16 protein-coding genes are annotated in these 26,191 nt (G+C 40.6%); 4 read left to right on the forward strand and 12 right to left on the reverse strand.

The genetic code is table 11. The features are described from left to right. Positions 1 to 167: 167 nt before the first annotated feature. Complete coding sequence (locus QJ048_RS08545; RefSeq protein WP_282333919.1) at positions 168 to 1,733, reverse strand: MltF family protein; 1,566 nt, start codon at positions 1,731 to 1,733, stop codon at positions 168 to 170. 512 nt (positions 1,734 to 2,245) lie between these two features. Here QJ048_RS08545 and QJ048_RS08550 point away from each other — a divergent pair. Both QJ048_RS08550 and QJ048_RS08555 read left to right on the forward strand, forming a co-directional pair. After that, a complete protein-coding gene (locus QJ048_RS08550; protein ID WP_282333920.1) occupies positions 2,246 to 4,213 on the forward strand; it encodes a DUF2075 domain-containing protein in 1,968 nt (655 codons plus the stop codon). Between the two features lie 185 nt (positions 4,214 to 4,398). Then, on the forward strand, positions 4,399 to 5,280 hold the full coding sequence (locus tag QJ048_RS08555; protein WP_282333921.1) for a restriction endonuclease: 882 nt from the start codon (positions 4,399 to 4,401) through the stop codon (positions 5,278 to 5,280). 107 nt (positions 5,281 to 5,387) lie between these two features. On the opposite strand, the gene QJ048_RS08560 is transcribed toward QJ048_RS08555, so the two are convergent. The 11 genes from QJ048_RS08560 to QJ048_RS08610 form a co-directional block, all read right to left on the reverse strand. After that, on the reverse strand, positions 5,388 to 5,597 hold the full coding sequence (locus tag QJ048_RS08560; protein WP_282333922.1) for a hypothetical protein: 210 nt from the start codon (positions 5,595 to 5,597) through the stop codon (positions 5,388 to 5,390). Between the two features lie 63 nt (positions 5,598 to 5,660). Further along, a complete protein-coding gene (locus tag QJ048_RS08565) occupies positions 5,661 to 6,464 on the reverse strand; it encodes a sugar phosphate isomerase/epimerase (protein WP_282333923.1) in 804 nt (267 codons plus the stop codon). A 347-nt stretch (positions 6,465 to 6,811) separates the two neighbouring features. Next, entirely contained in the window at positions 6,812 to 8,221 is a 1,410-nt protein-coding gene (locus QJ048_RS08570) for a sugar porter family MFS transporter (RefSeq protein WP_282333924.1), read from the reverse strand. Between the two features lie 208 nt (positions 8,222 to 8,429). Further along, positions 8,430 to 9,605 carry an AraC family transcriptional regulator gene (locus QJ048_RS08575; protein ID WP_282333925.1) on the reverse strand — a complete coding sequence of 392 codons (1,176 nt, stop codon included), beginning with the start codon at positions 9,603 to 9,605 and terminating at the stop codon, positions 8,430 to 8,432. Positions 9,606 to 9,743: 138 nt separating this feature from the next. Next, positions 9,744 to 10,697 carry a phytanoyl-CoA dioxygenase family protein gene (locus QJ048_RS08580; RefSeq protein ID WP_282333926.1) on the reverse strand — a complete coding sequence of 318 codons (954 nt, stop codon included), beginning with the start codon at positions 10,695 to 10,697 and terminating at the stop codon, positions 9,744 to 9,746. A 253-nt stretch (positions 10,698 to 10,950) separates the two neighbouring features. Next, a complete protein-coding gene (locus QJ048_RS08585) occupies positions 10,951 to 13,017 on the reverse strand; it encodes a hypothetical protein (protein ID WP_282333927.1) in 2,067 nt (688 codons plus the stop codon). Positions 13,018 to 13,031: 14 nt separating this feature from the next. Then, positions 13,032 to 14,984 (reverse strand): hypothetical protein, encoded by a 1,953-nt coding sequence (locus tag QJ048_RS08590; RefSeq protein WP_282333928.1) that lies wholly within the window; start codon positions 14,982 to 14,984, stop codon positions 13,032 to 13,034. A 102-nt stretch (positions 14,985 to 15,086) separates the two neighbouring features. Further along, positions 15,087 to 17,429: a GH92 family glycosyl hydrolase gene (locus QJ048_RS08595; protein WP_282333929.1), complete on the reverse strand. Its 2,343-nt coding sequence runs from the start codon at positions 17,427 to 17,429 to the stop codon at positions 15,087 to 15,089. A gap of 50 nt (positions 17,430 to 17,479) precedes the next feature. Beyond that, positions 17,480 to 19,270, reverse strand: a complete 1,791-nt coding sequence (locus tag QJ048_RS08600; protein WP_282333930.1) for a hypothetical protein — start codon at positions 19,268 to 19,270, stop codon at positions 17,480 to 17,482. 200 nt (positions 19,271 to 19,470) lie between these two features. Then, positions 19,471 to 21,285, reverse strand: coding sequence for a RagB/SusD family nutrient uptake outer membrane protein (locus QJ048_RS08605; protein WP_282333931.1), 1,815 nt, complete (start codon positions 21,283 to 21,285; stop codon positions 19,471 to 19,473). Positions 21,286 to 21,305: 20 nt separating this feature from the next. Next, positions 21,306 to 24,509 carry a SusC/RagA family TonB-linked outer membrane protein gene (locus QJ048_RS08610; RefSeq protein WP_282333932.1) on the reverse strand — a complete coding sequence of 1,068 codons (3,204 nt, stop codon included), beginning with the start codon at positions 24,507 to 24,509 and terminating at the stop codon, positions 21,306 to 21,308. A gap of 448 nt (positions 24,510 to 24,957) precedes the next feature. Here QJ048_RS08610 and QJ048_RS08615 point away from each other — a divergent pair, with 448 nt between their 5' ends. Beyond that, positions 24,958 to 25,287: an ArsR/SmtB family transcription factor gene (locus QJ048_RS08615; RefSeq protein WP_282333933.1), complete on the forward strand. Its 330-nt coding sequence runs from the start codon at positions 24,958 to 24,960 to the stop codon at positions 25,285 to 25,287. A gap of 53 nt (positions 25,288 to 25,340) precedes the next feature. After that, complete coding sequence (locus QJ048_RS08620) at positions 25,341 to 26,183, forward strand: arsenite methyltransferase (protein ID WP_282333934.1); 843 nt, start codon at positions 25,341 to 25,343, stop codon at positions 26,181 to 26,183. Positions 26,184 to 26,191: the final 8 nt, after the last annotated feature.

A 26,191-nucleotide genomic window follows, 5' to 3' on the forward strand; every position in this document is an offset into this window, starting at 1 on the left:
GAGACCCTGCGGAGAGTAGAATTGTAAAAGGAAACATTCCCAAAATGAAAGGAATGGGTCGAAGCAATCTCGCCTAAGGAAATTATTCTTAAGGAAACGACATTAATACATAAATTGTATTCTATAAGGCAGCATTATTAATGGCAACAGATTTTACTCCATGATAATTAATGAAACTGACTATGCTCTAACATAAGTTTGTATGAACAGTAATACTTCACAATATTTCGGACATAGGTAGTTGTTTCAATGCCTATTTTTTCCGAGGCCACAACTTCAACGCTACCGAGCCATACGTTCGGGTTCAATCCACGAGTGGCAGCTACTTTTCGTAACCTTTCAATTCTGGCTGGACCTGCATTGTAGGAAGCAAAAGCGAAAAGAGCTCTGTTGAACCCATCGAAATGAGCACCCTTGAAATATTTGGTGATGAGTATATTCACAAACTTCGTTCCCGCATGTATGTTAGGCTCTGTAACAGTTATATTGCCAACTTTCATTGCTGCTCCTGTCGATGGCATCACCTGCATTACACCGATGGCACCAACCGCACTCCGGTTATTTTGATCAAGTCTTGATTCCTGGAATCCAAGTGCGGCCAGCATCAACGGATCAAAGCCGTATTGTTTTCCGTATTTTTCGAACAACTGCATAATTTCCTTGTAGCGTTTTGCATTACCGGAACTGGTTGGATCCTGCAGATATTTAACCTGTCCGTAATACTTCTTGAGGCGATAAGGAATCTCTCCAAGCTTTTTTTCATAATTATAGTAGAAATCCTTCAACTCTTCCGTTAATAAGGGACTGTTCTTACGGAAGCACCAACCTATGTATCCGCCGCTACGTATTGAAACATCATTCACTCTTATATTTGGCAGTATCTGCGCCCACATCTTTGCAAGCCAATCGTCTACAATAACTACGGAAACAATACCGGCATCAAGCATTTCCATCAGGTCCTCATCTTCAAGGTATTCAGACGCGATCTCCAGCCTGACCAGAGGTTTGCCCTTTGCTGCGAGCGTTTTATTAAGTTGTTCCAAACTCTCAAAATAGCTTGAAGACTTGCGTACATAAACAGTCTTACCAGCAAGTTCTTCCACGTTAGTTATCGCCGAGTCTTTCTTGCCGGTGAGAATAAGTTCTGAAAAACTTCCAAGTTCTTTTGGCGCAAAAAAGTCCACATGTTTCAATCGACCTTCTGTGGCCGTCAGATTGCCGGCTGCAATGTCGCCAAGTCCCGCGAGAACCCCGGGAATCAACTGATCAGGTGGTGTAGGAATAAATACGACCGTAAAGGGTATTTTGACTGGTTTCTTGCGGTATTTCTTGTTGAGAAATTGCTCAAATTCCCGGAAACAGTCTGCAGAAATTCCACGTTCCGTCCCCTTATCATTAAAAAAAAGTGTTCGGCTATTTGGAACAAGCACCCGTACGATTCGACGCTTTAACATGGTATCGAAATCCCCGACATATATCTTCCGTCCTTTTTTCAGGGCGATGAAAAAACTATCTGACTGGCTGGCGGCTTGGGGCAATATCGTATCTGCTTCAATTTTTTTTGCTGTTGAATCTGCAGGTTTCCCGTTCTTATTTGTATTTGCATCCGTACAAGAATTAGCAACCAAAAGGAACAGTAGCGAAACTTCAAAAATGAAAAGCTTCCTGATGTTTGTTTTATACGGCTGCAGCAATAAATGAAATTGGGGCATAGTGTTAAATAATCTGTTCATTTAAATTAATTTCTTAAATGCATAGAATATACTAACCGCCTATAAGTGGCTGCTTTAAATAGCACCAACTTTGAGAAAAGTATTGCGTGGGTACTGATGTATGTTCGTGTCTCCGGGCTAAGTATTAAACCGTCTTATTAAAATACAAAATTTTATATTAACATGGTGCGTTATTTTGGGTTATGATTTTGCAAAAAGATACTTTTCCAGATGGCTAACAACTTTACTAAAACAGATATTCATCCGTCTGGGGTATGCATTAGCGTTAGTGATTGATTTGCCATTTGTAAATATATTTTTGCTTTATAAAAAAATATATTAAGTTCACAATCAACCTTTAAACGCTTGTTGTGTGAGCGAGGGCATTGTAGTTGCGTCAATTTAAATAGAAAATTATAAACTAATAACTTGTAAATATTACCGCAAGTTTGGATTGGAAAAGACATGCAAATGTTTGTGAGTAGCCGGTCATGCCAGGACGATACCCAACTGCTAACAATTAATAATATGAAATGACAAGAAGCTACTACTCAAATACAATTTCGGACTTCTTAAAGGATAATGAAACACGAATTCTTGGACAATTAAGTCTGCATCACAACCATGAACTTGAAAATTTACAAAAAAATGCTTGGGTTAAGCAAATAACAATTCTTAAAGACACGCTTCAAGGTATTAACAACGGACAAATATATTTTGAATTTTCAATCCCAAGAATGGGAAAACGAGTTGACAATATTTTAATAATAAACGATCTAATTTTTGTTTTAGAATTTAAAGTTGGCGACAATCAATATCAAAAACATTCAATAGAACAAGTGGTTGACTATTGCTTGGATTTGCAAAATTTTCACGAAGGAAGCCATCATAAAAAATTAATTCCAGTATTGATTTCAACTAAAGCAGAACCGATAGAAAACATATTTACGAGTGAAAAAAATTTATTCGATCCTTTAAAAGCTAATCAGCAAAATTTACGAGAAGTAATCAGCAAATCACTATTACACAGTAATGTGAAACAAATAAATCCGAGCGACTGGGAAAATTCAATTTACAAACCTACTCCTACTATTATAGAAGCCGCACAAGCACTTTATAAAGGACACAGTGTAAAAGAGATTTCAAGACACGATGCAGGAGCAATCAATCTTTCAAAAACAACAGACTGCATCAATAATATAATTGAAACCGCAAAAAGAGAAAACAAAAAATCAATTTGCTTTTTGACAGGAGTTCCGGGTGCAGGGAAAACTCTTGCTGGTCTAAATATAGCCAACGAAAGAATGAAAGCTGCTGAAGATGAACATGCAGTTTTCCTTTCTGGAAACGGTCCCTTAGTAGATGTATTGAGAGAAGCTTTAACAAGAGACGAAGTTGCGACATCGAAAGAAAATGGTGAACCTCTAACAAAAAAGGCCGCAGCAATAAAAGCTAACGCTTTCATTCAGAATATTCATCACTTTCGAGATGACAATTTAATTTCTAAGAAAGCTCCAGTTGAAAAAGTTGTTGTTTTTGACGAGGCGCAAAGGGCGTGGGGAAAAGAGCAAGTAAGCTCATTTATGAAACGAAAGAAAGGAGTTGAGAACTTCGATATGTCAGAGCCAGAATTCTTAATCAGCGTTATGGATAGACATGAAGATTGGTGCACAATTATCTGTTTAATTGGAGGTGGACAAGAAATAAATACTGGTGAGGCTGGAGTTTCTGAATGGCTTTCATCTTTGAAAAACAACTATCCTCACTGGGATATTCATTACTCTAATTTGATTTCTACAAACGATAATTATTTATCCAACATTGAATTAAGAAATTGGGTTCAATCAGTAGCTACTGAAAAACATGAATTGCATTTATCGGTTTCAGTAAGGTCTTTTCGTTCAGAGAAAATTTCTGAATTAATGCACGAGATGTTAGAGGGAAAGCATGAAAGAGCAAGTACTCTTTTAGGAGAAGTCAAAAATGATTTTCCAATTTTCACTACAAGAGATTTGACAACCGCAAAAAAATGGCTGAGAACTCAAGCAAAAGGAAGTGAAAGATTTGGAGTAGTTGCAAGTTCAGGCGGCAGAAGATTAAGACCTTTAGGAATTGATGTAAAAAATGAAATATCAGCTCCAAATTGGTTTTTAAATAATTCAGATGATATTCGTTCTTCTTATTTTTTAGAAGAAATAGCAACTGAATTTGACATACAAGGATTAGAAATTGATTGGGTTTGTTTAGCCTGGGACATCAACTATTATTTTGAAAACGGAAAATGGAATTGTCAATACTTTTCTGGAACTAAGTGGCAAAATATTCACAACGAAAACGATAAAACATATTTGCAAAATGCCTACAGAGTGCTTTTGACTAGAGCCAGACAAGGAATTATAATTTATATTCCAGAAGGTGACGCCCTTGACCATACAAGACCAAAAGAACTGTATGAAGGAACATTTAATTATTTTCAATCATGCGGAATACAGAATATATAACAACATTAGAAAAGAAGCACAAACCGGCAACACGGGTTTGGAAAAAGTGGCGGTTCAGTACTCCGCAGACACATTTGTGGTTAATCAAACATTGGATCTCCGCATCAGCATTTGTGCTGAAATTTGTCACCCTCGCCAAGCCACAAAACATTGTGAGCCATTTTAAAAGACAAGAATTCAATTAAATGGAAATTCCAAAATTTGACGAGACCTTTATTCCAATTCTTGAAATCTTAAAAACTGGAAGAGTTTATAAGACTAGAGACCTGATTGAAGAAGTAAAAACAAAGTTTTATTCGGAACTGACCGATGAACAGCTTAAACTTGAGACAAAATCTGGCGACCTGCTAATTGACAATAGGATCGCATGGGGGAAATCATATTTAAAGAAAGGAGGTTATGTTTTTTTCCCAGAACGAGGACATGTTCAAATTACTGACAAGGGGAAAGAACACTCTTCCAGTTTGTCTGTAAGAGATTTAGAAAACGAAAGTTCGTTGTTTGACTTTTATAAGCAGGAGAAACAATCCAATTCAGGCAACTATAAACATGAAGTTGAAATATCTTCTCCCCAAGATTTGATTGATGAAGGTTTTAACAGGATTGAAAATGAAGTCAAAAGTGAACTTCTTCAAAAGTTAAAGAATCTCGACCCATATTTCTTTGAAAAAGTAGTACTACGACTACTTAAAAAAATGGGATATGGAGAATTCATTGAAACTTCAAAATCAGGCGATGGAGGAATTGACGGAATTATTAATGAGGATAAACTTGGTTTAGATAAAATTTACATTCAAGCAAAGAGATTTAATGAGGGTAAAGTGAGAGAAAAGGATATAAGAAATTTTATTGGCGCAATGAGTGGTGATACAAACAAGGGTGTATTTGTCACTACTTCAGAATTTGACGCAAAAGCACTAGAGAAAGCTCGTTCTGCTCATCATAAAATAATCTGTATTGATGGACAGAAATTAGTAACCCTTATGCATGAATTTAACGTCGGAATTCAAGTAAAGACAATCTATGAAATAAAGCAAATTGACGAAGATTTTTTTGATGAACAATAGAAAAACAGCCCATACAAAAGTATTTGTAAAAGCTGGGCCGACGGAAGACAAATTGGCTACAAATCATTACTGGACTGCATCCAGCTCGACGAAATTCTGTCCAACAATTATCTTTTAATGTGTACTTTTATTTCTTTAAATACCACAGTTGCTTGTTGAAAGCTTTTGCTATAGTCAGGCGACGAATATATTCTCCTGACAAGTCTTACAACTAAATTGTGATATCCATATATTTTTTGGGAGAAATCATAGTTGCTTTTTGTTACCTGCATGTTTTGTTGCGCATTGGCAACTTCAGTATTCGCATCTATGACCACATTACCGTCTGTATGTTTTGAAAATATGCAACTTAGAATCTTAGGTGTTTTTACGATGCGGCATTATGCAAATCGTTTTTTCAACAAATTCATCATGTACACATTTACTGCCCACTGATCACTAAGCGGAGCCTTTGTTTCAGGATGAAAAATCATGTACGGATAGGGTCCAAACTCGGGTGTGATGGTGAGCAATTCATTGCTTTGTTTTTTTCTTTCGGCTATTTCATCCCACCACATTAAATGTTTTTCCAATGCCCCACTCCACTCTTTCACTCTGGGATCCGGTACCTGCGGGCCCTCGGGGTAACCAACTCTTGCATGCAAATGTTGTGTCCGTGCTATTGCAAGTTGCATGGCTGCAGCCTGATCCTCCAGGTAGGATTCTGCCACACACACCCAATGAGAAGCATCCAGTGTAATTTTGAGGGAAGGTATTTTTTCCAAATATTCTTTTGTGATGTGAGCGGCAAAGGAAAATTTATTCCTATGCGTTTCGTGTAAGACTTGTGTACCGCAGTTTTCAGCCGCTTTAATAAGCTGCGCATTTTGTTCAAAGGAAAAATAATCCTTGCCGGTTTGCGAGTTTATTTTGACAACGGGATAAGCAGTTACCTTTTCAAGCCATGAGCAATAGTTATCGTAATGGCGGGAAAAATCAGCATCCATTGTATCATAATGCTGAGCAATTATCGAGAGCCCGCTTTTAGCTGCCTCGTTCCAAATATTATCCAACTCTGCAGCACTGGCTTCACGGGCGATGCCATATTCAATTCCATCATAACCGTCCTGCTTTGCTTTGCTGCAAAACAATTCCCACTGCATATCTTCACTTCCCCACCGCGGGCAAAAAAATTGAACTTTCATTGTTGTGTTATAACTCGGTTTTTTATTCTTTAGTCTTAACTAAAATATTTATGAAGTCAAAAGGAAAAATTCAAAAATCAAAATATTGAACGTATGCTGCATACAAAGCCCCCCTAATTCTCAATTCTTAATTGTTAATTCAATGTCGTTTGGTTAAGGTGTTTGAAAAAAACAAAAGCATCTCGCTTGTTATCCCGAGGAACGAGGGATCTGGGCCTGGCACTAACGAACACTATGCGTAAACAATCACGCAGATCCCTCCTTCGTCGGGATGACAAGCAGTCTTTCTTTCCTGGACATAGCAACCAAGTAATTGAAAAGTTGCTTAACTAAATGCCATTGAATTCTTAGTGTACGAACAATGTTTCAATATTCTCCAATGACCTGCCCTTGGTTTCTTTTACCTTAAACAGCATATACACAAATGCCACTACACATAATGCTGCATAGCAAAACATTGTATTAGATGTGCCCAAATGTTTCGGGTCGGTCATTATAGGGAAAGTGAGCGTTACAACAAAATCAGCGAGCCAGAGGGCAAGTGTAGCTACCGACATTGCAAGGCTGCGTATAAGGTTTGGAAATATCTCTGCAATGTAAACCCACACAACAGCGCCTAGCGTGCAACCAAAGGAGGCTACATACAGCAACATGAAAATGAGTACAAGATAATGGTCGTAATAATGGTATTTAAAGCAAAGGCCCACTGCTACAAGTGAAATACCCATCATTATTGTTCCGATCAACAAAAGCTTTTTCCGGCCTATCCTATCCACCAGTGCAATCGCTCCAAGAGTGGATAGAATATTGATAACACCAATGCCAATGGTCTGCATAAGCGAAGAGGAACTATCAAGCCCGGTTTCTCTAAATATCTCCGGGGCATAATAAATGATCGAGTTAATGCCGGTGACCTGCTGGAATATCGCAACGGTAATACCGAGGTATAAAACAGGTCTATACGTTTTGCTGAATAATTGTTTTAACGAAACACCTTTCGCATTATGAAAGCTGTGTTTGATTATGTTGATCTCTGTTTCAACGTGCGCTTTGCCCAACACCTTTTTTAAAATTTTTTCAGCCTCAGCAATTCTTTGCTTCATGATGAGCCAACGGGGCGTTTCAGGCACCAGCAGCAACATTAAAAAAAACAGCAGTGATGGTGCGGCCTGGGAAGCAAACATCCATCGCCAGTTATTTGCACCGGTTCCATCAAAAATAAAATTGGCAAAATAAGCGATTAAGATTCCGAATACGATGGCAAGCTGATAACACGCTACAAGCCTCCCGCGCCATTTTGCAGGCGCAATTTCAGCAATGTACATCGGCGATACCATTGCGGCAGCGCCAACGCCCAATCCGCCGATCAAACGAAATATGATAAAAACTGTAAGATTGGTTGAGAGCCCTGCACCGATTCCAGACGCAGCAAACAAAATTGCGCAAATAATCAACATATAGCGACGCCCGTATTTGTCTGCCAGTTTACCGGCGAGCATCGCACCGGCTGCGCAGCCGATCAATATAGAACCAACTGCCCAACCTACCCAGTATTCGTTAAGTGAAAAATAGGAAGTAATGTAGGGAATGGCACCTGATATAATGGCCGTATCAAAGCCAAATAGCAAACCTCCCAATGCCGCTACGCCGCTAACAAGAATGATAAATTTTTTATTGATAAGCTCAGTGCCGCTTTCGTTGTCTGTAACCCCCAATAACGAGGCAGCGGCCTTTATCTCTGTTGTCGAATTTTCCATATAGCAAGTATTAAAAAGTAAACTCTAATATTTTTAACTGATGCCGGTCAATTTTCCGGACCAGTAGAGCAAGTTAACATATGCAGTCCCCTGATTTATGTCAGTTTGCGAAAAAAAACTGTCACTTTGCGCAGCGGGAAAGACTGCCAATAATGTGGCGCGATTCGATGTCGTATTTTGCATACGAAGAATTCCCAATTGTCTCACATTATTTAAACCGGTTACGATAGTCCTTTGGATTCATCCCTGTATACTGTTTGAAGTATCTTGAAATATTATCGAAGTTCCTGAAGTTCAATTCGTCAGCGATTTGCTGAATGGTAAGCTCAGAATTTTCAAGCAGGAACTTAATTCTTCGAATCCTTACTTTCTTTATTTCTTCAAGCACAGAACTTTTAATGAGCGACTGGAACCTTTTTTCGAGAATGCGGCGAGACAAGGTGGTGACGCCAACAACATCATCAACAGAAATGTCTCGCGAAGGAGCTGCGTTCGTAATGTAATGCAATGCAGCACGCACCTGCTCATCGTCGATTGCCAATGCACTTGTAGAGCCGCGTGTAATAACTCTCCCCGGCTCCGAAATAATATTGTCCGATGGTTTTTCGCCTAGTTCCATCCACCTGCTCAAAGCTGATGCTGCCTCAAAACCGGTCTGTTTAGCATTTTGGTCGATGCTTGATAGCGTAGGGCTTGCCATATCGCAAAGCATCTCGTCGTTATCAACTCCTAAAATTGAAAAATCATCAGGCACCTTTGATTCGGTTTGATTGATGGCGTTCAGCAAGTGCATATTCAACTCATCTGTAACGGCTAAAATTGCACAGGGTCTTTGCAGTGTGCCCACCCACTCCGTAAGCTTTGCCGGAAGATGTTCCCACAATAGCTTCGTATTGTCAAAAATAAAGGTATTGACATCATATCCGGCTTTGCCTAGTTCTTCACTGTATCCTTCCAGCCTTTCGACGGACCATTGAAAATCTTTAAATCCCAGGAAAGCATAATGCTTGTACCCTTTTGCAATAAAATAATCCGCAGCAGTTTTGCCCAGTCCTTTGTTATTACCCCATGAGTTTATTTTGTCTTTATACAAATTTGTGTGAGGAAATATAATAAGGGGAACATTTAAATTCAGCAGTAATTTGAATTCATCCAACTCCCTGGTCAAAACGCCATCGGGCTTCCAGTCTATTACCCGTGCTATTGCGTTCTCCTGCAAGCCACTCTGCACGTACTTTGGCGAAAAGAAAAAGAAAACAAATTTATTGTGGATCTTGTTGAAATTGGCAATGCCAGCTAGAATATCCCTGTCATACGCCCTGGCTACATCCAGCAGTACGGCCACTTTCAGCTTATTTTCAAGTCTTGGTTGATTTGTTTTCATTGCAAAAAATCTCTCTAAAGTAAAGAAGTTTAGAGAGATTTTTCAAAATAAACAATTACCGTAAATGCGGAAAGGCAAATGCGATCCGGAGGAAGGTCAAATGCGATTCAGTGGAAGGGCGAATACGATTCGCCCCTACTATTTCCAATCTGCTTTCGGAACATTCGTCAACGATGCCAGCTCTTTATCGCCATCGAACAGCAGGGGGAAAAATTTACCATCCAATATTTGATCCTGCGGCATCTTTGGGAAACTGTGCAGAGCCTCCATGCGTGCATAATCCGCCGTATTGCCAAGTGTACCATCAGCCATTGAATTGATTACAACTGCTCTTCTCGGATGATCGGAATAATTGGCATACGATCCATGCATTGTTAAAGGATGATGGAAGCTTGCATATCCCTTAGGTAGTTCATTTGCCACCTTGTTTTTGAAAACCTCGTTCTGCTCTTTGGTCAAAACCTGAGTCACAGCATCCATGTCTCCTGTGAGCCCCGTAATTGGCAGCAGGCCCCATTTGTGGCTGCCACGAATATAATACAGGCAGCCATTTTCTGTAGTTGCATCATCAAGGCCAATCCAGCAGGTTAAATGTTGCATCGGCTTTGTAAATGTCCAGTAAGAGAAATCCTGGTGCCACGCTACCACGCCTCCATGTTTTGCCGGTTTGCAAAACAATTGATCATGGAAGAGCCTGAAAGATTGCCCAAGCAATTGATAAGCAGCCATGCGATATGCAGGTGACCATATAATATCATGAAATCCCGGAGTTACGCGCCAGCCGCCAATTGCATGAAAAAGAACTTTCTGCGGATCCATGGACTCGTTACTCTCATAATGATAAAACAATTCCTTTTCTTCCGGTGATACTGCCTGAAGCTTTACAAGTTCATTATTTAGTATGTCAACCTGTTCTTCTGTAAGTATGCGAATTCCCGAAAGAAAACCATTTTCCTGGAATGATTTCACTTGCTCTTCTGTAAGCATGTATTGTTTCCACTCTTCAGGAGTTGTTGGTTGGTTAAAAAGACCAGAAACGGGATTGCTGTAGTTTGCGAGATCTAAAGCTAGAGATGTAGCTAATTCTTCCATATGGCTTATTTGAAAATTTTGAAAAAGCAATTCATTGTTCGGAAGACGACTATCTGTTCGCCATCAGATAACATGAATTTTCGTTACGGCAATTTACCTTAATGCTACTGCGTGTCTAATTTCACTTTGCGAAAAAAAACAGTCATTTTGCGACCGGTAGGATTGGAAAATAATTTGTGTATATTTTAGTGACCCGTATATAAAAGAAAATTTCAGCAATAAGCAAAAACCTTACTCCTTCCTTTGAGAGAGCTTAATTCTGAAAGACAGGAGGCGCAGGCGAGTCGAACAGCTTGCTGTTTTGTTGTATTTCACCAACTGGCTTACCCGTTTTTTTAGCGATGCTTATTTGTACAGCGCGAATGGGCCCATGATATATGTTTATCAATGTTCCTTCACAACCTCTGTCGGGCATCATCATGGAATAGGTTTTCATACAGTCCTTAAAAAGATCAATTACCTGTTCACCGATAGTTTCATACGCTGCATTGGATAAGTTTTTATTCTGTAATTCATTTTGTTTTAAGAACGCTTTCAAATACTTGAGCGATGCATCTACTCTATTGTCCAAAAACTTAAGCGTATAATCAGCATATGCATTCTCCTTACCGGTTATACAACGTTTCAATGTTGCAGCGGCATTTTGATATAGTGCATATTGTTTTTCCAAGCCACTTGCATCTTCGAACCTGATTCCATTTTTCCAATATCCAAGCCACGCAAATGCCATGTTAGATTTTCTGAAATTGTAAGCTGTTCCAATCAAATTCATGGCGACTGCAAATGAATCAGCTTGAGAAATACCGATTCGCTTCGCGTATGTTTTGTAGAATTCATTCGGCTCTAAAGGCCCTTCCATCGTTGCAAGCGCCGCATATCTCGCAGCGATCTTATTTTCGGAAGTTCGCCAGTGGTTAAATGCCACAGTATTGATCCTGGATGAAGGAAAACTGTCCTTCTGGTATTTTAATAGTTTATAAATGCCGTCGATACCGTTTTGTTGAAAAAACATCATTCCGTCAAATTCCAGCCAAGAATAAAGTTGAGTAATGTTCCAGTCTGATCTTTCTTTTAGCAAATTAGTCGTATGCTTTGCCACGTTGTCGCTGCCATGTGAAGGAAGCATGGCTATTTCATGCCCGTTTGCAAACTTCTTAGCCAGGTAATAGACAGGAACATTATACTTGCCATCGCAATAGATACCGATCTTTAGTTCTTTGGTTTTGATTTTCCTTTCTTTGATGGTATTAAACGTTTTTATGAAATGCCCCAACTGAGCGTACAGGTAACCAAGATCTGCCTGTTTGGGTTGAATGTAACGGGTAACCATTGTATCCTTCAGAATTTCAATTCCGAAGAAGGAAGCCAGGTATTGCTTTGTTTCCACATCTGTATTAGCCGGTCCCCATCCTCCCGCTTCTTCGGTCATTAATTCAAATGCATCTGCCAGGGGATATTGTTTCTGTATTTGCTGAATGAGATTGATGGTAGAATCAACATCAAGAGATGTGCTTCTTGGTTCAAATGACAATTGTACTTTAAGTCCTACACGCTTTGCCTCTTTCATCACTTCCTGTAACCATTGAACAGCCATTTTACTTTTGATGGCAAGGCTATCGTAGTAAGGTTCTATTTCAGGAATGCAAAAAACATTCTGGTTTTTGATGTGTTGATGAAAAAATGGATCATTGGGCACTGGATGTCTGTGCCCATAGAAAAAGTTACCCGCTAAAAATGTAGTATCCTTTCCATTGAACTCATACCATTGGCCGGGATAACTGTGAAAAGTGATGAAGTTAAATCTCATCCTCGCCAGATTGCGAATGTATTGTTTGGCATCATCAATGCTGTAGGATGAAATATCCATCGGAAAATTTATATGCTGCCTGATGCCTCTGTACTTTGCAATTGGAACAATTGTATCGCATCCATTTTTTAGAGTGTTCACCTTCAATTGGTCAGGAACCTGATAACCGTTCAATTCAAATGTATAACCAAGGCGCTCCAGCAGTGTATAAGCGGCACAAAACACATCGCTATTGCTGCGTCCTGCTAATTCAACATTTAATTTTGACTGTTTGCCTGCTGTTTTAATACTGAAGGCAGACTCAGCCATGCCCATTCTTTTTGACAGCACAATTATCCAATCAGCGTCTTTTGAACCGGCGGAATAGTGCCAATCATTTTTGTTATCCAAAAACAATTTCAATTCCTGTTTTGCGTATTCCAATTCTCCGGCCCAACTCTTATCAATTATTGCAAATTTTTTTCCAAAAACAATCAAAGGCAAACACATTAAAACACAAAGACAATATTTCATAATGAGGTTGTTAATTATTTGCCGCTTGCCGGCTTTATATTCAGATAATCTTTCTCTAATCCTGCATTGTTCATGATCTTTTGAGCTGCCGACGGCCAATTGCCATTAGAAACAAGTGTAGCATTTGTCATGCTCGTATTGATGCCCTTGTTTACATTATTTAATGTGGTAGTATAATTGTTATTGATATTGATATCGTGAATAGTGCTTATCCAGATATGCGCATACCTTGGTGTGTTGTTTATCACGTTATCGGTTAGATCAAACCAACTGCTTCCTTCATCGGCATACAAAGCACCAAACTGGTTGTTTACATTCTGAATATAGTTGTTAGAAATGCGCCCTTTGTTTGTGGCTGAGCCATTGGTTGGCCCCAGTGTATAGATCGCTCCGCCATCTCTTAATACAGACATGACATCGTGAATATAGTTATACTGAATATTCGTTCGTTGGGAAACGGAAGTCGCGAACCTGTCCCATCCCCATCCAATATGAATCCCTGAATAGGGTATATTGCCAATTTCGTTATGCACGATATCCATATCCACCGGCAGCGTTGCTGCTATGGCTGTTGAAGAAAAATACTCAACGCCAATCTTGTTGAAGTAACTGTTGTACACATCGTTGTTGCGAAGCCATACGAGACTGTCGGCATTCAGTATATAGTTTTCTGTTCCGGCAGTAAACATCCCTTTGTAATCACCTATCTGGATGCCATTGCCCGAGATATCTGTGAATACGCAACCTACCACGAGGTTATCCTGTGAACCACTGTACATGTTGAGTGCATTACCTCCCAGGTGTTCGAATACCACTCTTTCAAATTTGATAGCTCTTGCATATGTAAGATTGACAGCAGCATTGATGATACTCTCGCCCTGGTCATCTCTTATCACGTTGTTTTGAGCATCGGGCAATCCGCGATTTCCATTCACTCTTAAATATGTAGCATGAGAGAACGTAAGTCCTCTGAATTGAATGTTGCTGACTTTATTACCTGCATCTGCTCCCTGGATCCTTACCAATTCTTCTAGTACAGGCACCACAACAGAAGCGGCAGCAAGGTTTTCGCCGGTTCGAGGTTTGTAGTAGATGAAACCTGTTGTTCTGTCAAGATACCATTCACCTTCTTCATCCAACAGTTCATAAGCATTTTCAATAAACCATGGAAGCCCTTTGGCGTTGTGGTTTCCGCCAACAGAAGTTCCCCCTTTATTGGTTACAAATCCCCAACCGGGTTGCTTCATGCTAATGGTGGTGATGCTATCGTTACGGGTAATGGTGCCAACTCCTATCCTCGGTGCTGTCCATTCGTTTTTAAATACAAATTCAATATCACTTTGGTTTTTCCATTGCTGCATTGGAATGGAAGAGTTGGCAAAAACATCAGCCTTAGCTGTGTAGCCAAATGCTTTAACGAAAGTTAAAGGAGAGGGCGCAACAGTACTTCTGGCACGGGTTGCGCGGACGCCGTTGACAAACAATTGTCTTGTTTCGAGTCCCTTGCCAGTGTATGCTCTATAAATGTTTTTTGTTGTATCATATAGATTCCAGCCAGTAATTTCCTTGCCTCCACTGATGACAGGCTTTTCATTTTTATAAGCTGCATAAATAATATTGAAGCCACCGGTGCCCGAGTCGGTTGTATCAAAAAGCAAAGTGGACTTCAACCAATAAGTGCCGCCTCTCAGATAGACATGTATGTCGCCTTTCATATTTGCATGCATAGTGCGTACCACGTCACGGGCTTTTTCAATCGTCCGAAATGCTTTTGCCGCACTGGTTCCATCGTAAGTAATATCATTTCCTTTAACAGGATCTACATAATAATTGATCGGTTTGCCGGCCATTGCAACCAGACCAGTTAATACTACCAACAATACAATAAAACATAGCTTCCGCAAATGAGAAAAAGTGGTTTTATAGTTGGATGATTTATCAGTGCTTCGATTAATTCTTAAAATCATTATTAGTTTGTTGTAATAATTATATTTCATTTGAAACGAACTGCCCGTTAACAAATACAATTAGTTAACGGATAGTAACAGACGAAATTCAATTCATGTTATCTAATTGACCGCTTGCAAACGCTGCCCCCACTCTTTGTTCGGCGTTGGCCCCAGGTCAATCTTCATTGAGCCTCCACTCGCAAATGTGCTAAACGGCAATTCAAAACTTTTCCATGATTTTCCATTCAGTGTCGCCGATTGAATGTAGGTGTTGTCTTTCCCTGCAGGTGCTGATGTCTGAATCACAAATGTTTTTTTGCCTGGCAAATGAAAGGTGATCTTATCAAAAATGGGTGACGTAATTTCCAGCGTTGGATTTACATCGGCGAGACCTTGTACATCAAACAGCCCAACTGACATCAAAGCGCTCAAGGCACCCATTTGTCCCTGGTCTTCATCGCCTCTGTACCCTGCATAATTCGTGGTATCACCAAAAGTATTTTCTTTCACCTGGCGAACCCAATACTGTGTGAGCCATGGCGCACCCGCGTAGCTAAATAAGTGCGCAAGCTGACAGCCGGGCTCATTATCGTAATCAACACGTGCAGCATAATGCTCGCCATGTTCTGCTGCAAAGCCCGAACCAACTGCACTTTCAAAATCAGCATTCAATCTTTTTATAAATGTTTCATTACCTCCCATGGCATTTATTAATCCCCTCACATCTTGTGGCACATAATAACTGTAGATGGATGCATTCGATTCAATGAAGCCCGGTGTGGCATGATTGACGCCTCTTTTTGTTCCTATGGCTTCGAATGGAGTCAGCCATTTGCCCAAAGTATCTTTAGGCCTTGTGTATCCTGTTGATGAATCGAAAATATTTTTCCAGTATCCTGCTCTTTGCAAAAATTCAGGGCAATATTTCTTTTTATTCAAGACAGATGCCATGTTGGCTATGCACCAATCCTGGTATGCATACTCAAGAGTCATAGAAGCACCACCCCTGTTGTATCCATCGCCTCTGTCTCTAATTTCAATGGGCACATAACCATATTTGAGATACCAGTCTATGCCGCCGCCTTTGGGAGATTGACCTGCTTCATAACCACCCCTGTCTCTTGTTCCTCCGGGAAATGCATTTTTGTAAGCACCTTTAAAAGCATCTTCTGTATTAAATGTTGCACGATGTGTTTGAATCAATGCGGCCATCAAGGGTACTGTCTGATCGCCCACCATCACCCAACACTCTTGTCCTCCCCAGGATGTGCGACCCATAATACCGGTGTTGTAGTAATAGTCAAGAAAAGTGGTGGCAACATCATTTCCAGCTTCAGGATATACCATTGACCACAAAATATTTAGGTTCCAATGGCTTCCCCACAATCCATCTGCATCGAGAAAATGATAGGATGGTTTACCGTTTGCCGTGAGTGGAACTTTTCTCACCACCGGCTGAGGCCCGCTATTGTCAGTATACTCGCCATTCACATCTTCGGTTAATCTGCGGCCAATCGCTGTATGCATCAAATCTGTATAAAACTTCACCTGTTGTTTTCTCGTTCCTCCGCTTACTTCGATTCTTCCCAGGTAGTCGTTCCATGCGGCTTTTGCTCTTGCTACCGCTGCATCAAAATTCCAATCTGGCATTTCCTTTTCAAGATTCATCCTTGCATTTTCTATGCTTACAAATGATACTCCCACTTGCAGCATTATTTGTTCTCCTTCGTGAAGGTTGTAATAGCTTGCATACAAGCCAGCTTTCTTATCGTCAGTAACATCTCCGTTAACTAGTTCCTTCGTAGAATCGGAAGCAGACTTCCAGAAGTTGATCTTATCAAATGACTTGCTGAATCTTGCTACAAAATAAATGGTGCAGTTTTTCTTTCTCCTGAAAGTGGGTGCATTTACGGAGTAGCCCTCTATCTCATTGCTACTTACTTTTTTTGCATATCCTTTCACCATATTTACAGGACCAAGCGCCGCGGTCAGGTCCATAATGATGTGCGCTTCTTTTGCAGCAGGAAAAGTATAGCGATGAAAACCCACACGCTGCGAAGCAGTTAATTCTGCAGTTATGCCATAGTCCGGCAAAAATATTTTATGATATCCGGCTTTCGCTATTTCTGTTGTATGGTCGAGTTTAGCACGAGAGGCTTCCAACCCCTGCAATGCTTTACAGGAACCGGTTACAGGCATTACCGGAATGCCGGCTGTTTGGGCATTATGAATGTGACTGAAGTTGAGAATGTAAGGATCGTTGTATCGATAACCTGCGTTCCACAAATCACCATGATGTGTATCCGGACTTAAAGCTATCATGCCATAAGGTAGTGATGCTGCTGCAAAAAAATCAAACCGTGGCTTTGTTGTAGCTACGAGAGGATTCGCGAGATCGGCAGGTTGCTGGCTGTATGTTTTTGCAAACATGAAAAAAGATAACACACAAAAAACAGTTCGCATTTTCATTTGTTACTCAGTATTTATTTAACGAATGATCCAAACAAGAAACATTATTTTTTTACTGACGCTTTCGCATCCGGGTTTTCGCTGTTGACCAACTTTCTATACTTGTCAACTGAAGCGCCCATGCCTTTTTTTAAATGATATTCCGGCCCGATGTACACAAAAGCATAAGGCTTGTACAAGGTAGCACAGGAAGGATTTTCGTTCTTCAAATTCTGATACGCTTTCCAATAACGATCATAATTTTCTATTGACGTTTTTATCTTAGCCTTATTGTAAACGCCTGTTTTATCTCCCTCAAATCCTAGCGCCATAATGTTCCATCCTTCCGCGATTATCTTATGTAACAACAGTCCGTATTGGCTGGATACTTTGACATAGGCCTGGTCTGCTTTGTCGCGCATATCTATATTGCGGCTTAAGGCTTCAATCTTTTCCCACATAGCCGCGGCTTCAAATTTTTCGGCAACTGCCTTTTGCAATACGCCTTGCTTATAGTATTTGGAAAATGCACTATACAACATTCCCTCAGAGGCATATGAAGGACTTTCCGGAATGGAATCTACTCCGGCAAGAAACTCGTCTCTCATCCAGAATGACCAATCCTTTTCGAATGGCAGCGCACTACTGAAATGTCCTCTCAATACTGCTTTTGCTGAAAGCAAACAAAGTTCTCTGAACCCTTTGCGTGAAGCACCGGCAATTCCATTTTCATCCATAAAATGATTGAAAACTTCTTCCTCTGTTTGCGTCGTATTCGCGGCCCAATGAGCAATTACGTATGCATTGAGTTTGCACCAGAATTCGTTGCCGATATAAGGCCCTACCCATCCGCCACCGCGACTCCAGCTCCATACGCCTTTGAAGTTGGGACTGTTCTTTATATCGTTCAGCGACTTATAACCTTTCTGTGGTGAATTGGTTTCATATTCTTCAAATCCATTGATCACGCCGTTCATTACGTAATTGGGGTACGCCCCTTTTCCTTCGTACTCGCGTTGGCACTGCACTTCAATAATTTGAGGATGGTTGCCCAGCGTTAAGGTAGGATTAAACCCAACTGTTCTCAGGTAATCACCTTGTGTATGTTTAATAGAAAATATGAGTTGTGGATGCGGAGTTATGCTGTTGACCACTTTTAAATAATAGTCGGGAGATTCGTGCATACCTCCGAAAGACCATGTACGATAAAATATAGTTTTGTTTCTTTTTACACACACTTCGTCGCGCAACAGATTAATTAGTTTGATATGGCTTTGCTCGCCATTGGTAATGGGATTATTACCTGTATGATAAGGTATATTGTTTAAGTAGGTTTCACCTGTGCGAATAACCAATCCATCCAGGTCGGGAAAAGTTTCAAACAACTCTTCCAACATTATTTTGTGTATTTCTAATGTGCGGGGACGCTCAAAGGATATGCGACCGAGGCTGTCGCAAATTTCACTGCGATACAATTCTACGAGTTTTTTAGGCAGTACAATAACGTCGGTAAAATAGTATGCTTTGATTCCTGCAGCATGTGCTGCTTTAATATTTTTTCTTACGGTCTCTGCCGCGTTCATTACCCACTGCCATTCTTTGGAACCTTCCGGAAAGATAGCGGGATTTAATTTTTTAAAAGTAATAGCAGCGTGTGCAAATACAAAATCGTTGAAAACCTGGCCTGTGTAGCCTTGATCTTTCAATGTTTTCGAATCGTTAAAAACTGATTGGGTTAATGGTTCGCCGGGGTTATTGTGAACCATGTCCAGAATATAGCGCCCATCTTTATTTTGCGAATGAGCATGTAGTGAAAAAATACAAAGGCTGAAGAATAAAAGAAGACGGGTGTTCATATTGGCTATTATTTTCTCTCGTTGATAATTTACAAAAGGTCGAAACATTTCTACTAGGTCCGGGCTACTATTTGTGATTACTGGCGAAGTTAAGTTGAGGGAGAAATTAAACAATGGTCAAATAAACAGAAGAAAGGATATCCTGTTTTCATAGAAAACGAATATCCTTTCTTCGAATTTAAAAACTAAAAAACTGCTTTTTATGGAGTCGCCCATCCTGGATTCTGCACCAGCTTCTTGTTGCGCGAAAGGTCATCCATCGGAAGCGGAGAGAGATAATCTCTGCCTGCATTGAATGTGTATCCGGCAGGTAAAGTAGCCTGATACGGATCAACATAGCCATTAGCATCCACTTTTACGCTGGGCTTAGTAGTATATGGAGCATAGTCAGCCATAACAAGTTTAAAACCTCTCGGACGGCTGCCATTAAATAGTGCATGTGCTCTCCATCTTTTCCAGTCACCACTTCTGAAACCTTCACCGGCTAATTCAACCCTGCGTTCTTGTCTCACAATCGCCAAAGCATCTGGTATGGCATAGCCATAATTAGGCCAGTTTGCTGTTACCGTAGGTTTCACACTTGTTAAGGTAGGCATGCCCACACGTTGACGAAGTACATCAATATTGTCAGAAAGATCGGGGTAGTTTCCATTCAATTCAACATACGCTTCCGCATAGTTAAGCATTAACTCAGGCAGTCTGAAAGAAATACCTGCAATCTCAGGATCAATATAGTTGCCTGATAATGTAGAACTAGGGTTATGTGCTTTCTTTGGTGCAAATCCGGTTATGGTATTATTGCCTATAGTAGGGTTATGCATCTGAGGCACTCTGAACGTGGAGTCCTTATAACCTAAAGTATTATTATTGAGCAAATCACCCGGTATAAATACAGACTGTTTGAATCTAGGGTCAAGAAGGCCTGCCATTTGAGTTAAAGATGCAGCACCCTTTGTAGTGATTACATTTACAGTATCTGTAATATCGATGTATGTTCCATCTTTTTTCAGGTAGCTCTTTACCATATCCAAAGAGTATGAACATCCGCCATAACCATATAACCATACAATATAACCTACCTGGTTGGTTACATTCAGTGCCTGCGAATAGTTCTTGCTCAAGGTAACTTCGGGGATAGTTTTATAATCAAACTGACCAAACAAATTGTAATAAGCCGTTTGTGTTCCACCGGTAGAATATAAGTTAGCCGTGGTTATAGTGCCAAACAATGTTTTATACTGGGTGAATGCGTCTATAGCTTTTTGGAATAACTTATTGGCATTTACGCTTGAAGCCGAAGGTGTTCCGGCGTGGTATTTAGCCCAGGTTGCTTCAAACAATGCCACACGTGATTTATAGATAAGCGCTGTTTCTTTATTGAGCCTGTTTACGCCAGTTGTTGCTCTTACGTTCAGATACTTGATTGAGCTATCGAGGAGATTCATAATGGAATCTACCACCATGCTTCTCGGATCTCTGGCTTTATACAATTGTACAGAATCTGAAGGCGATAGTACATGTGAATACCAAGGCACATCACCAAACGCTGCCACCAGGCCCTCATACCTTAATGCTTTCAAAAAGCAGGCTTCTCCAAATGTCTGTTGATACTGTGCAAATGGTGCAGGGCATTTTTGATAGTTATCGAAAAACGTATTGATTTGTCGTATAGCTGTAAAGCCGGACACCCATGCTCCCCCTGTAGGAGGAGTAACGGAATTTTGGCCATTCATAAACGCGTTATAATTTGTGGCAAAAACCATATTGTCCGAGACCTGGTCATCTGTATAGTAGCCCATCCCTGATGAAGATAGTTGTCCCGGTAACCAATCATATAGGCCTACAATATAGGCATCCAGTTCCTGAGGAGTTTTCCAAAATTCAGGTGTAGATATCTGGTCCAGTGGAACATTATTCAAAAACTTCTTACAGGAACCCAGCGAACCGATTAAGAAGACAGAAGCCCCCCAGATGAGGGATCTTCTGATATATTTTTTTATCAATTTATTATTCATGATTTATTTTAATTTATTTATTAAAACCCAAGGTTTACACCAAATGAGTATGTTGCCTGCTCCGGATACATCTGACCTCCATTCACGAACTCAGGATCGATGTAATTAGGCAGCTTCGACAACACTGCGATGTTCTCTGCCGAGAAATAAAAGCGACAAGTCTGAACCTTCACATGGGTTAACCACTGATTTGGTAAGGTATAGGTTGCCATTACGTTTTTCAAGCGCACATAGGCACCACTAACCATATACCTGGTATTGGTTTGGAAGTTTTTGGCACCTTGGCCACTTGAATTGTACGGCCTTGGGAAATAAGCGTCTACATTTTGGCCTAACAGGGCAAGAAGTCTTGGGTTGCTATTGGCATCTCTATAATAGTCCAATTGTTTTCCTTGATATATACCTGTTCCAATCGAACTACCGGTGTACATATTTCCCCAATAAAAGTAACTGCTTCCCATAAACAAGTCTTGCTTGCCTACACCTTGAAGGAATACAGAAACATCTAAACGGCCAGCTTTCGGCAAACTATAACCTGTTCCGAAATTGAAACCGAATCGGTAACGAGGAGTACTGTTTCCAATCTTGCGAAGGTCGCCATGGCTTCCAACGGTTGAAGCACCCGGAGAGATTAACTTGTCTCCATCGAGGTCCTCATACTTCACGTCACCGGAAAACCATTGGGCATTTATTTTACTCTGACTAATGTTTGGTTGTTGTGCTGTGATTTTAGTAGGATCAGGAAAATCATTTTGGTTCAGCAAACGATTAGAAGTGTATCCCCAGATCTCACCAAATTGTTTGCCCACATACCATCCGCTAAGCAGGGGATCACCTGTAACATTGTACTTGGTTACATGCGACATCGCATCCGACAAGCTAAGTCCAACATTGTAGTCCCAATTTTTGTTGATATGATCGTGCCAGTTCATCTGCAATTCCCAACCTTTGGTAACAAACTCAGCATTGTTTACAGGCGGAGCAACATCACCCAATACACTTGGTACAGGGGTAGCCGGCCCGATATTGTCCCACGACAACCTGTTAAAATAATCAAACTCGGTACTTAAGCGGTTATTTAAGAAACCTAATTCCAGGCCAAAGTCAGCCGTGGTAAATTTCTCCCAGGTACGGTCCATATTCAATATGCCAGGCATATTAACATAAGGCAAACGTGCACCATTGAATATCCATGGTGACTGGGCAAATCCTTGCATAGTAGATATATGCGGATATCCTGACTGAGCCTGGTTACCTACAGTACCATAAGATGCTCTTAATTTCGCACGATTAACTATTGGTTCTATGGATTTCCAAAACTTTTCGCTACTTATATTCCAACCTGCAGATGCCGAAGGGAAGAAACCCCAGCGCTTATCGGCTGCATAACGGCCGGAACCATCGTATCGTCCGTTTACCTCAAGCAGGTATTTATTGTCGTAATTGTAGTTAAACCTTCCAAATACACCTACAACCGTTCCATCACTTATTGCATCAGTAAGTGATGGAGCTGTTCCATACGCTGTAGCGATAGAAGTCATATCGGGAACGTAAAGATTCAAGTTAGAACCGGACAAGGTTTTCGCTTTGGTCTCTTCAGCCTGGCTACCAGCCTGAATTCTGAAATTATGTTTTCCCAGGCTATGTTCATAAGCGGCATATGCCTGTAAGGTCCAGTACGTACCTAAAGCAGTTGATTTAGCGATTGAAGACACATCCGTAAATTGAACCAGGTTCAGCGCTCCGTTAGGTGCTATTTCATAAACAGGTTTCCGGAGCGTCTGGTTATCGTTCAAAGCCACACGATAAGTACCATCAGCATGTACCGTCAATCCTTTCGCAAGATTAAGATCCAGTCCTAATATATTATCCAGAAGATGTCCTGTATTATTAGAATTACCCCCTTCCATTGCCGGAAGAATCTGCGATAGAGCGCTATATTGTCCCGTAGTATTTTTTACCGGAATGGTTGGCCATCCGCCATAAGCAAATTGATAGAACCTGTTTCTATCGTTATTCACTCCTGTTGGAGCTAATGTATTGGCCAGTGAATAACGCGTACGATAGCTCAACTTTATCCAGTCATTTACCTGTGTAACTAATCCGGCATTGAGATTAACACGTTTATACTTGTCTATATCTTGTATAAAATTAAAAACCCCCGGTTGGTTCACATAAGCGAGAGAAAAAAAGTAACTAGTCTTATCACTTCCTCCTTTTACAGATATCTCATGCTGCTGGCGAAACGACTTCTTGAACAATATATCAAACCAATCATTGTTATTAGCTGTCACTGCGGCACTACTCCATGCAAGGCCATTGTTAGGATTCAATTGTGCAAGGGTATATTTTCCCGGATTATTTACATTATCCTGAATCAAATCCAAAGTGGCTGTTGAGAAAAAGTCAGCAGCTCCGCTATTTGCCTGCGCCTGATTTCTGGAGAGCGCAAAAGTATATGAGTCTACAGTGTGAGGCGTTCTCACATTTTCAACATTTGCAAAGTTCCCATTGTACGTAAAGGAAGGCTTTTCATTTTTCTTACCCATTTTAGTAGTAACCACTAACACACCGAAAGCAGCTTTGGCGCCATATATAGCAGACGATGCAGCATCCTTCAATACAGATATGCTTTCGATAGCATTTGGATTCAGCAAGTTAAGGTCACCCACACCTGCAGGAATACCATCAATGACCACCAATGGAGGAGTGGTTCCACCTAAAAGAGCTTGACCTCTGATCTGCATGGTGGGACTTGAGCCAGGGGTGTTGCCACCTGCCGGCGTGCTGAATACGATACTGGGAGCCGTACCTTGTAATAGAGCGCTCGTGCTTGTTACAGGACGGTTTTCCAATTGTTTGGCGCTGATCGTTTCAATCGCACCTGTCATGTTGATTTTCTTTTGAGTACCATAGCCCACTACAACTACGTCATCGAGGCTTTTGTCGGCAAGCGTCAATTGTGTGCTAATGCTCGACTGTGATGTACCGACTTTAATTTCTTTACTGGAGTAACCGGTGAAAGACAAAATCAGTGTTGCGTTTTTGTCAACGGCGATTGAGTAATTACCCGTTTCATCCGTAGTACTGCCGGTTTTGGTTCCTTTGACCATCACGTTTACCCCTTTTAAAGGCTGACCGTTCTGATCTTTTACCGTACCGGTAATGGTTCGGGTCTGGGCCATGGCAGCAGCGCCCAGAAGGAGTGTTAGTGAGAATGCCAATAGGCATTTTTTGGCTTGTAGCTTCATCGTTAGTTTAGTTTTAATCGAAGAATGGCAGCAAAATAGTGCAAAATGATGGGGGGACTTTAGCGGTTTGCGAAAAAAAAACGTCATTTTACGAACTCCGTTAAAAAGTCTTCTTCTACTAGGTAAATTGCTATTGGACGCGGAAAAAAGACCATTTTGGTGTTAGAAAAGCCGATGATGCGCCTAAATGCTTTGCAGCAGAATGTGCGAATTGCGAATTGCAAAAAACAACTGACCAATTAGTTATTTTGAAGGACAAATACCAAGGCCCACTTTGTAATCAAAACACCAGAAAGAACTATCCGGACACGTGCCCGAAGACGTCCATCAGTAGCGCGATTTTCAACTTCTCCTTCAAAAGATATTATCAAACTAACAAAAAGTTTTGTGAATAGAAATTAAATCGTAATATTGCAATATTATGGGAGCTACCAAATCAGATTTATTTACAAAGCAGCAGAATGATATTGCGAACATGGCAAAAGCAATTGCCCATCCGGCGAGGATCGCAATTCTTCAATATCTGGTAAAAAAGAATGCTTGTGTATGTGGAGACCTTGTTGACGAATTGGGACTTGCACAAGCAACCACATCGCAACACCTGAAGGAACTGAAAAATGCGGGAATTATTAAAGGAGCGATCGAGGGGGTAAGTGTTTGCTATTGCATTAACGCAAAGGTCTGGAAACAATATAAAGAGCTTTTTTCAGCGTTCTTTAAAGACGTAGACAACAGTAATAGTTGTTGTTAAAATTTTTTGCCTAATTATATCGCAATATTGCAATAAACCAAAATATAAACTTTATGTCAGAACATCAAAATGTCAAAGACATGGTAAAAGCAAAGTACAGTGAAATTGCTTTACAAGATAAGGCCGATAACCAGGCATCCTGTTGCGGGGCCAGTTGTTGCTCAACAGAAGTGTACAACATCATGAGTGATGATTATTTGCAGATGGAAGGTTACAACCCCGATGCGGACCTTGGCCTTGGATGCGGATTGCCTACACAATTTGCCAAGATTAAGAAAGGAGACGTTGTTATTGATCTCGGAAGCGGCGCAGGCAACGATTGCTTTATTGCCCGTCATGAAACCGGGGAAACCGGAAAAGTAATTGGAATTGACTTCACTCCTGCTATGATTGAAAGAGCCCGCACAAATGCTGAAGTTCGAGGCTTCAACAATGTGGAGTTCCGCCAGGGAGATATTGAAAAAATGCCTGTAACAGCAAATGTTGCTGATGTTATAGTTAGCAATTGTGTATTAAACCTCGTTCCAAATAAAAATGCGGTTATCGGGGAAATGTATCGTGTTTTGAAACCAGGCGGTCACTTTAGCATTTCGGATATTGTGCTTGAAGGACCCCTTCCTAAAAAAATTCAACAGGCAGCTGAAATGTATGCAGGTTGCGTTGCCGGGGCCATTCAAAAACAAGTTTACCTTGAATTGATTGAAGCAAACGGTTTCGTCAACCTAATGGTTCAGAAAGAGAAAGTAATCACCATTCCGGACGATATACTTGCGAATTATTTAACCACTGAAGAAATCGAAACCTTCAAACAAAGCAATACCGGCATTTACAGCATTACTGTATACGCAGAAAAACCACAAGGTGAAGCTTGTTGCGCACCTGGCTGTTGCTCATAAAACCAAAA

This window comes from Pinibacter soli, assembly GCF_029961145.1.
Lineage (GTDB): Bacteria > Bacteroidota > Bacteroidia > Chitinophagales > Chitinophagaceae > Pinibacter > Pinibacter soli.

Bases quoted from the DNA above. Each gene is read 5' to 3' on its own strand.
- QJ048_RS08545 (WP_282333919.1), bottom strand. From the start codon at position 1,733: ATGAACAGATTATTTAACACTATGCCCCAATTTCATTTATTGCTGCAG.
- QJ048_RS08550 (WP_282333920.1), top strand. From the start codon at position 2,246: ATGACAAGAAGCTACTACTCAAATACAATTTCGGACTTCTTAAAGGAT.
- QJ048_RS08555 (WP_282333921.1), top strand. From the start codon at position 4,399: ATGGAAATTCCAAAATTTGACGAGACCTTTATTCCAATTCTTGAAATC.
- QJ048_RS08565 (WP_282333923.1), bottom strand. From the start codon at position 6,464: ATGAAAGTTCAATTTTTTTGCCCGCGGTGGGGAAGTGAAGATATGCAG.
- QJ048_RS08570 (WP_282333924.1), bottom strand. From the start codon at position 8,221: ATGGAAAATTCGACAACAGAGATAAAGGCCGCTGCCTCGTTATTGGGG.
- QJ048_RS08575 (WP_282333925.1), bottom strand. From the start codon at position 9,605: ATGAAAACAAATCAACCAAGACTTGAAAATAAGCTGAAAGTGGCCGTA.
- QJ048_RS08580 (WP_282333926.1), bottom strand. From the start codon at position 10,697: ATGGAAGAATTAGCTACATCTCTAGCTTTAGATCTCGCAAACTACAGC.
- QJ048_RS08585 (WP_282333927.1), bottom strand. From the start codon at position 13,017: ATGAAATATTGTCTTTGTGTTTTAATGTGTTTGCCTTTGATTGTTTTT.
- QJ048_RS08590 (WP_282333928.1), bottom strand. From the start codon at position 14,984: ATGATTTTAAGAATTAATCGAAGCACTGATAAATCATCCAACTATAAA.
- QJ048_RS08595 (WP_282333929.1), bottom strand. From the start codon at position 17,429: ATGCGAACTGTTTTTTGTGTGTTATCTTTTTTCATGTTTGCAAAAACA.
- QJ048_RS08600 (WP_282333930.1), bottom strand. From the start codon at position 19,270: ATGAACACCCGTCTTCTTTTATTCTTCAGCCTTTGTATTTTTTCACTA.
- QJ048_RS08605 (WP_282333931.1), bottom strand. From the start codon at position 21,285: ATGAATAATAAATTGATAAAAAAATATATCAGAAGATCCCTCATCTGG.
- QJ048_RS08615 (WP_282333933.1), top strand. From the start codon at position 24,958: ATGGGAGCTACCAAATCAGATTTATTTACAAAGCAGCAGAATGATATT.
- QJ048_RS08620 (WP_282333934.1), top strand. From the start codon at position 25,341: ATGTCAGAACATCAAAATGTCAAAGACATGGTAAAAGCAAAGTACAGT.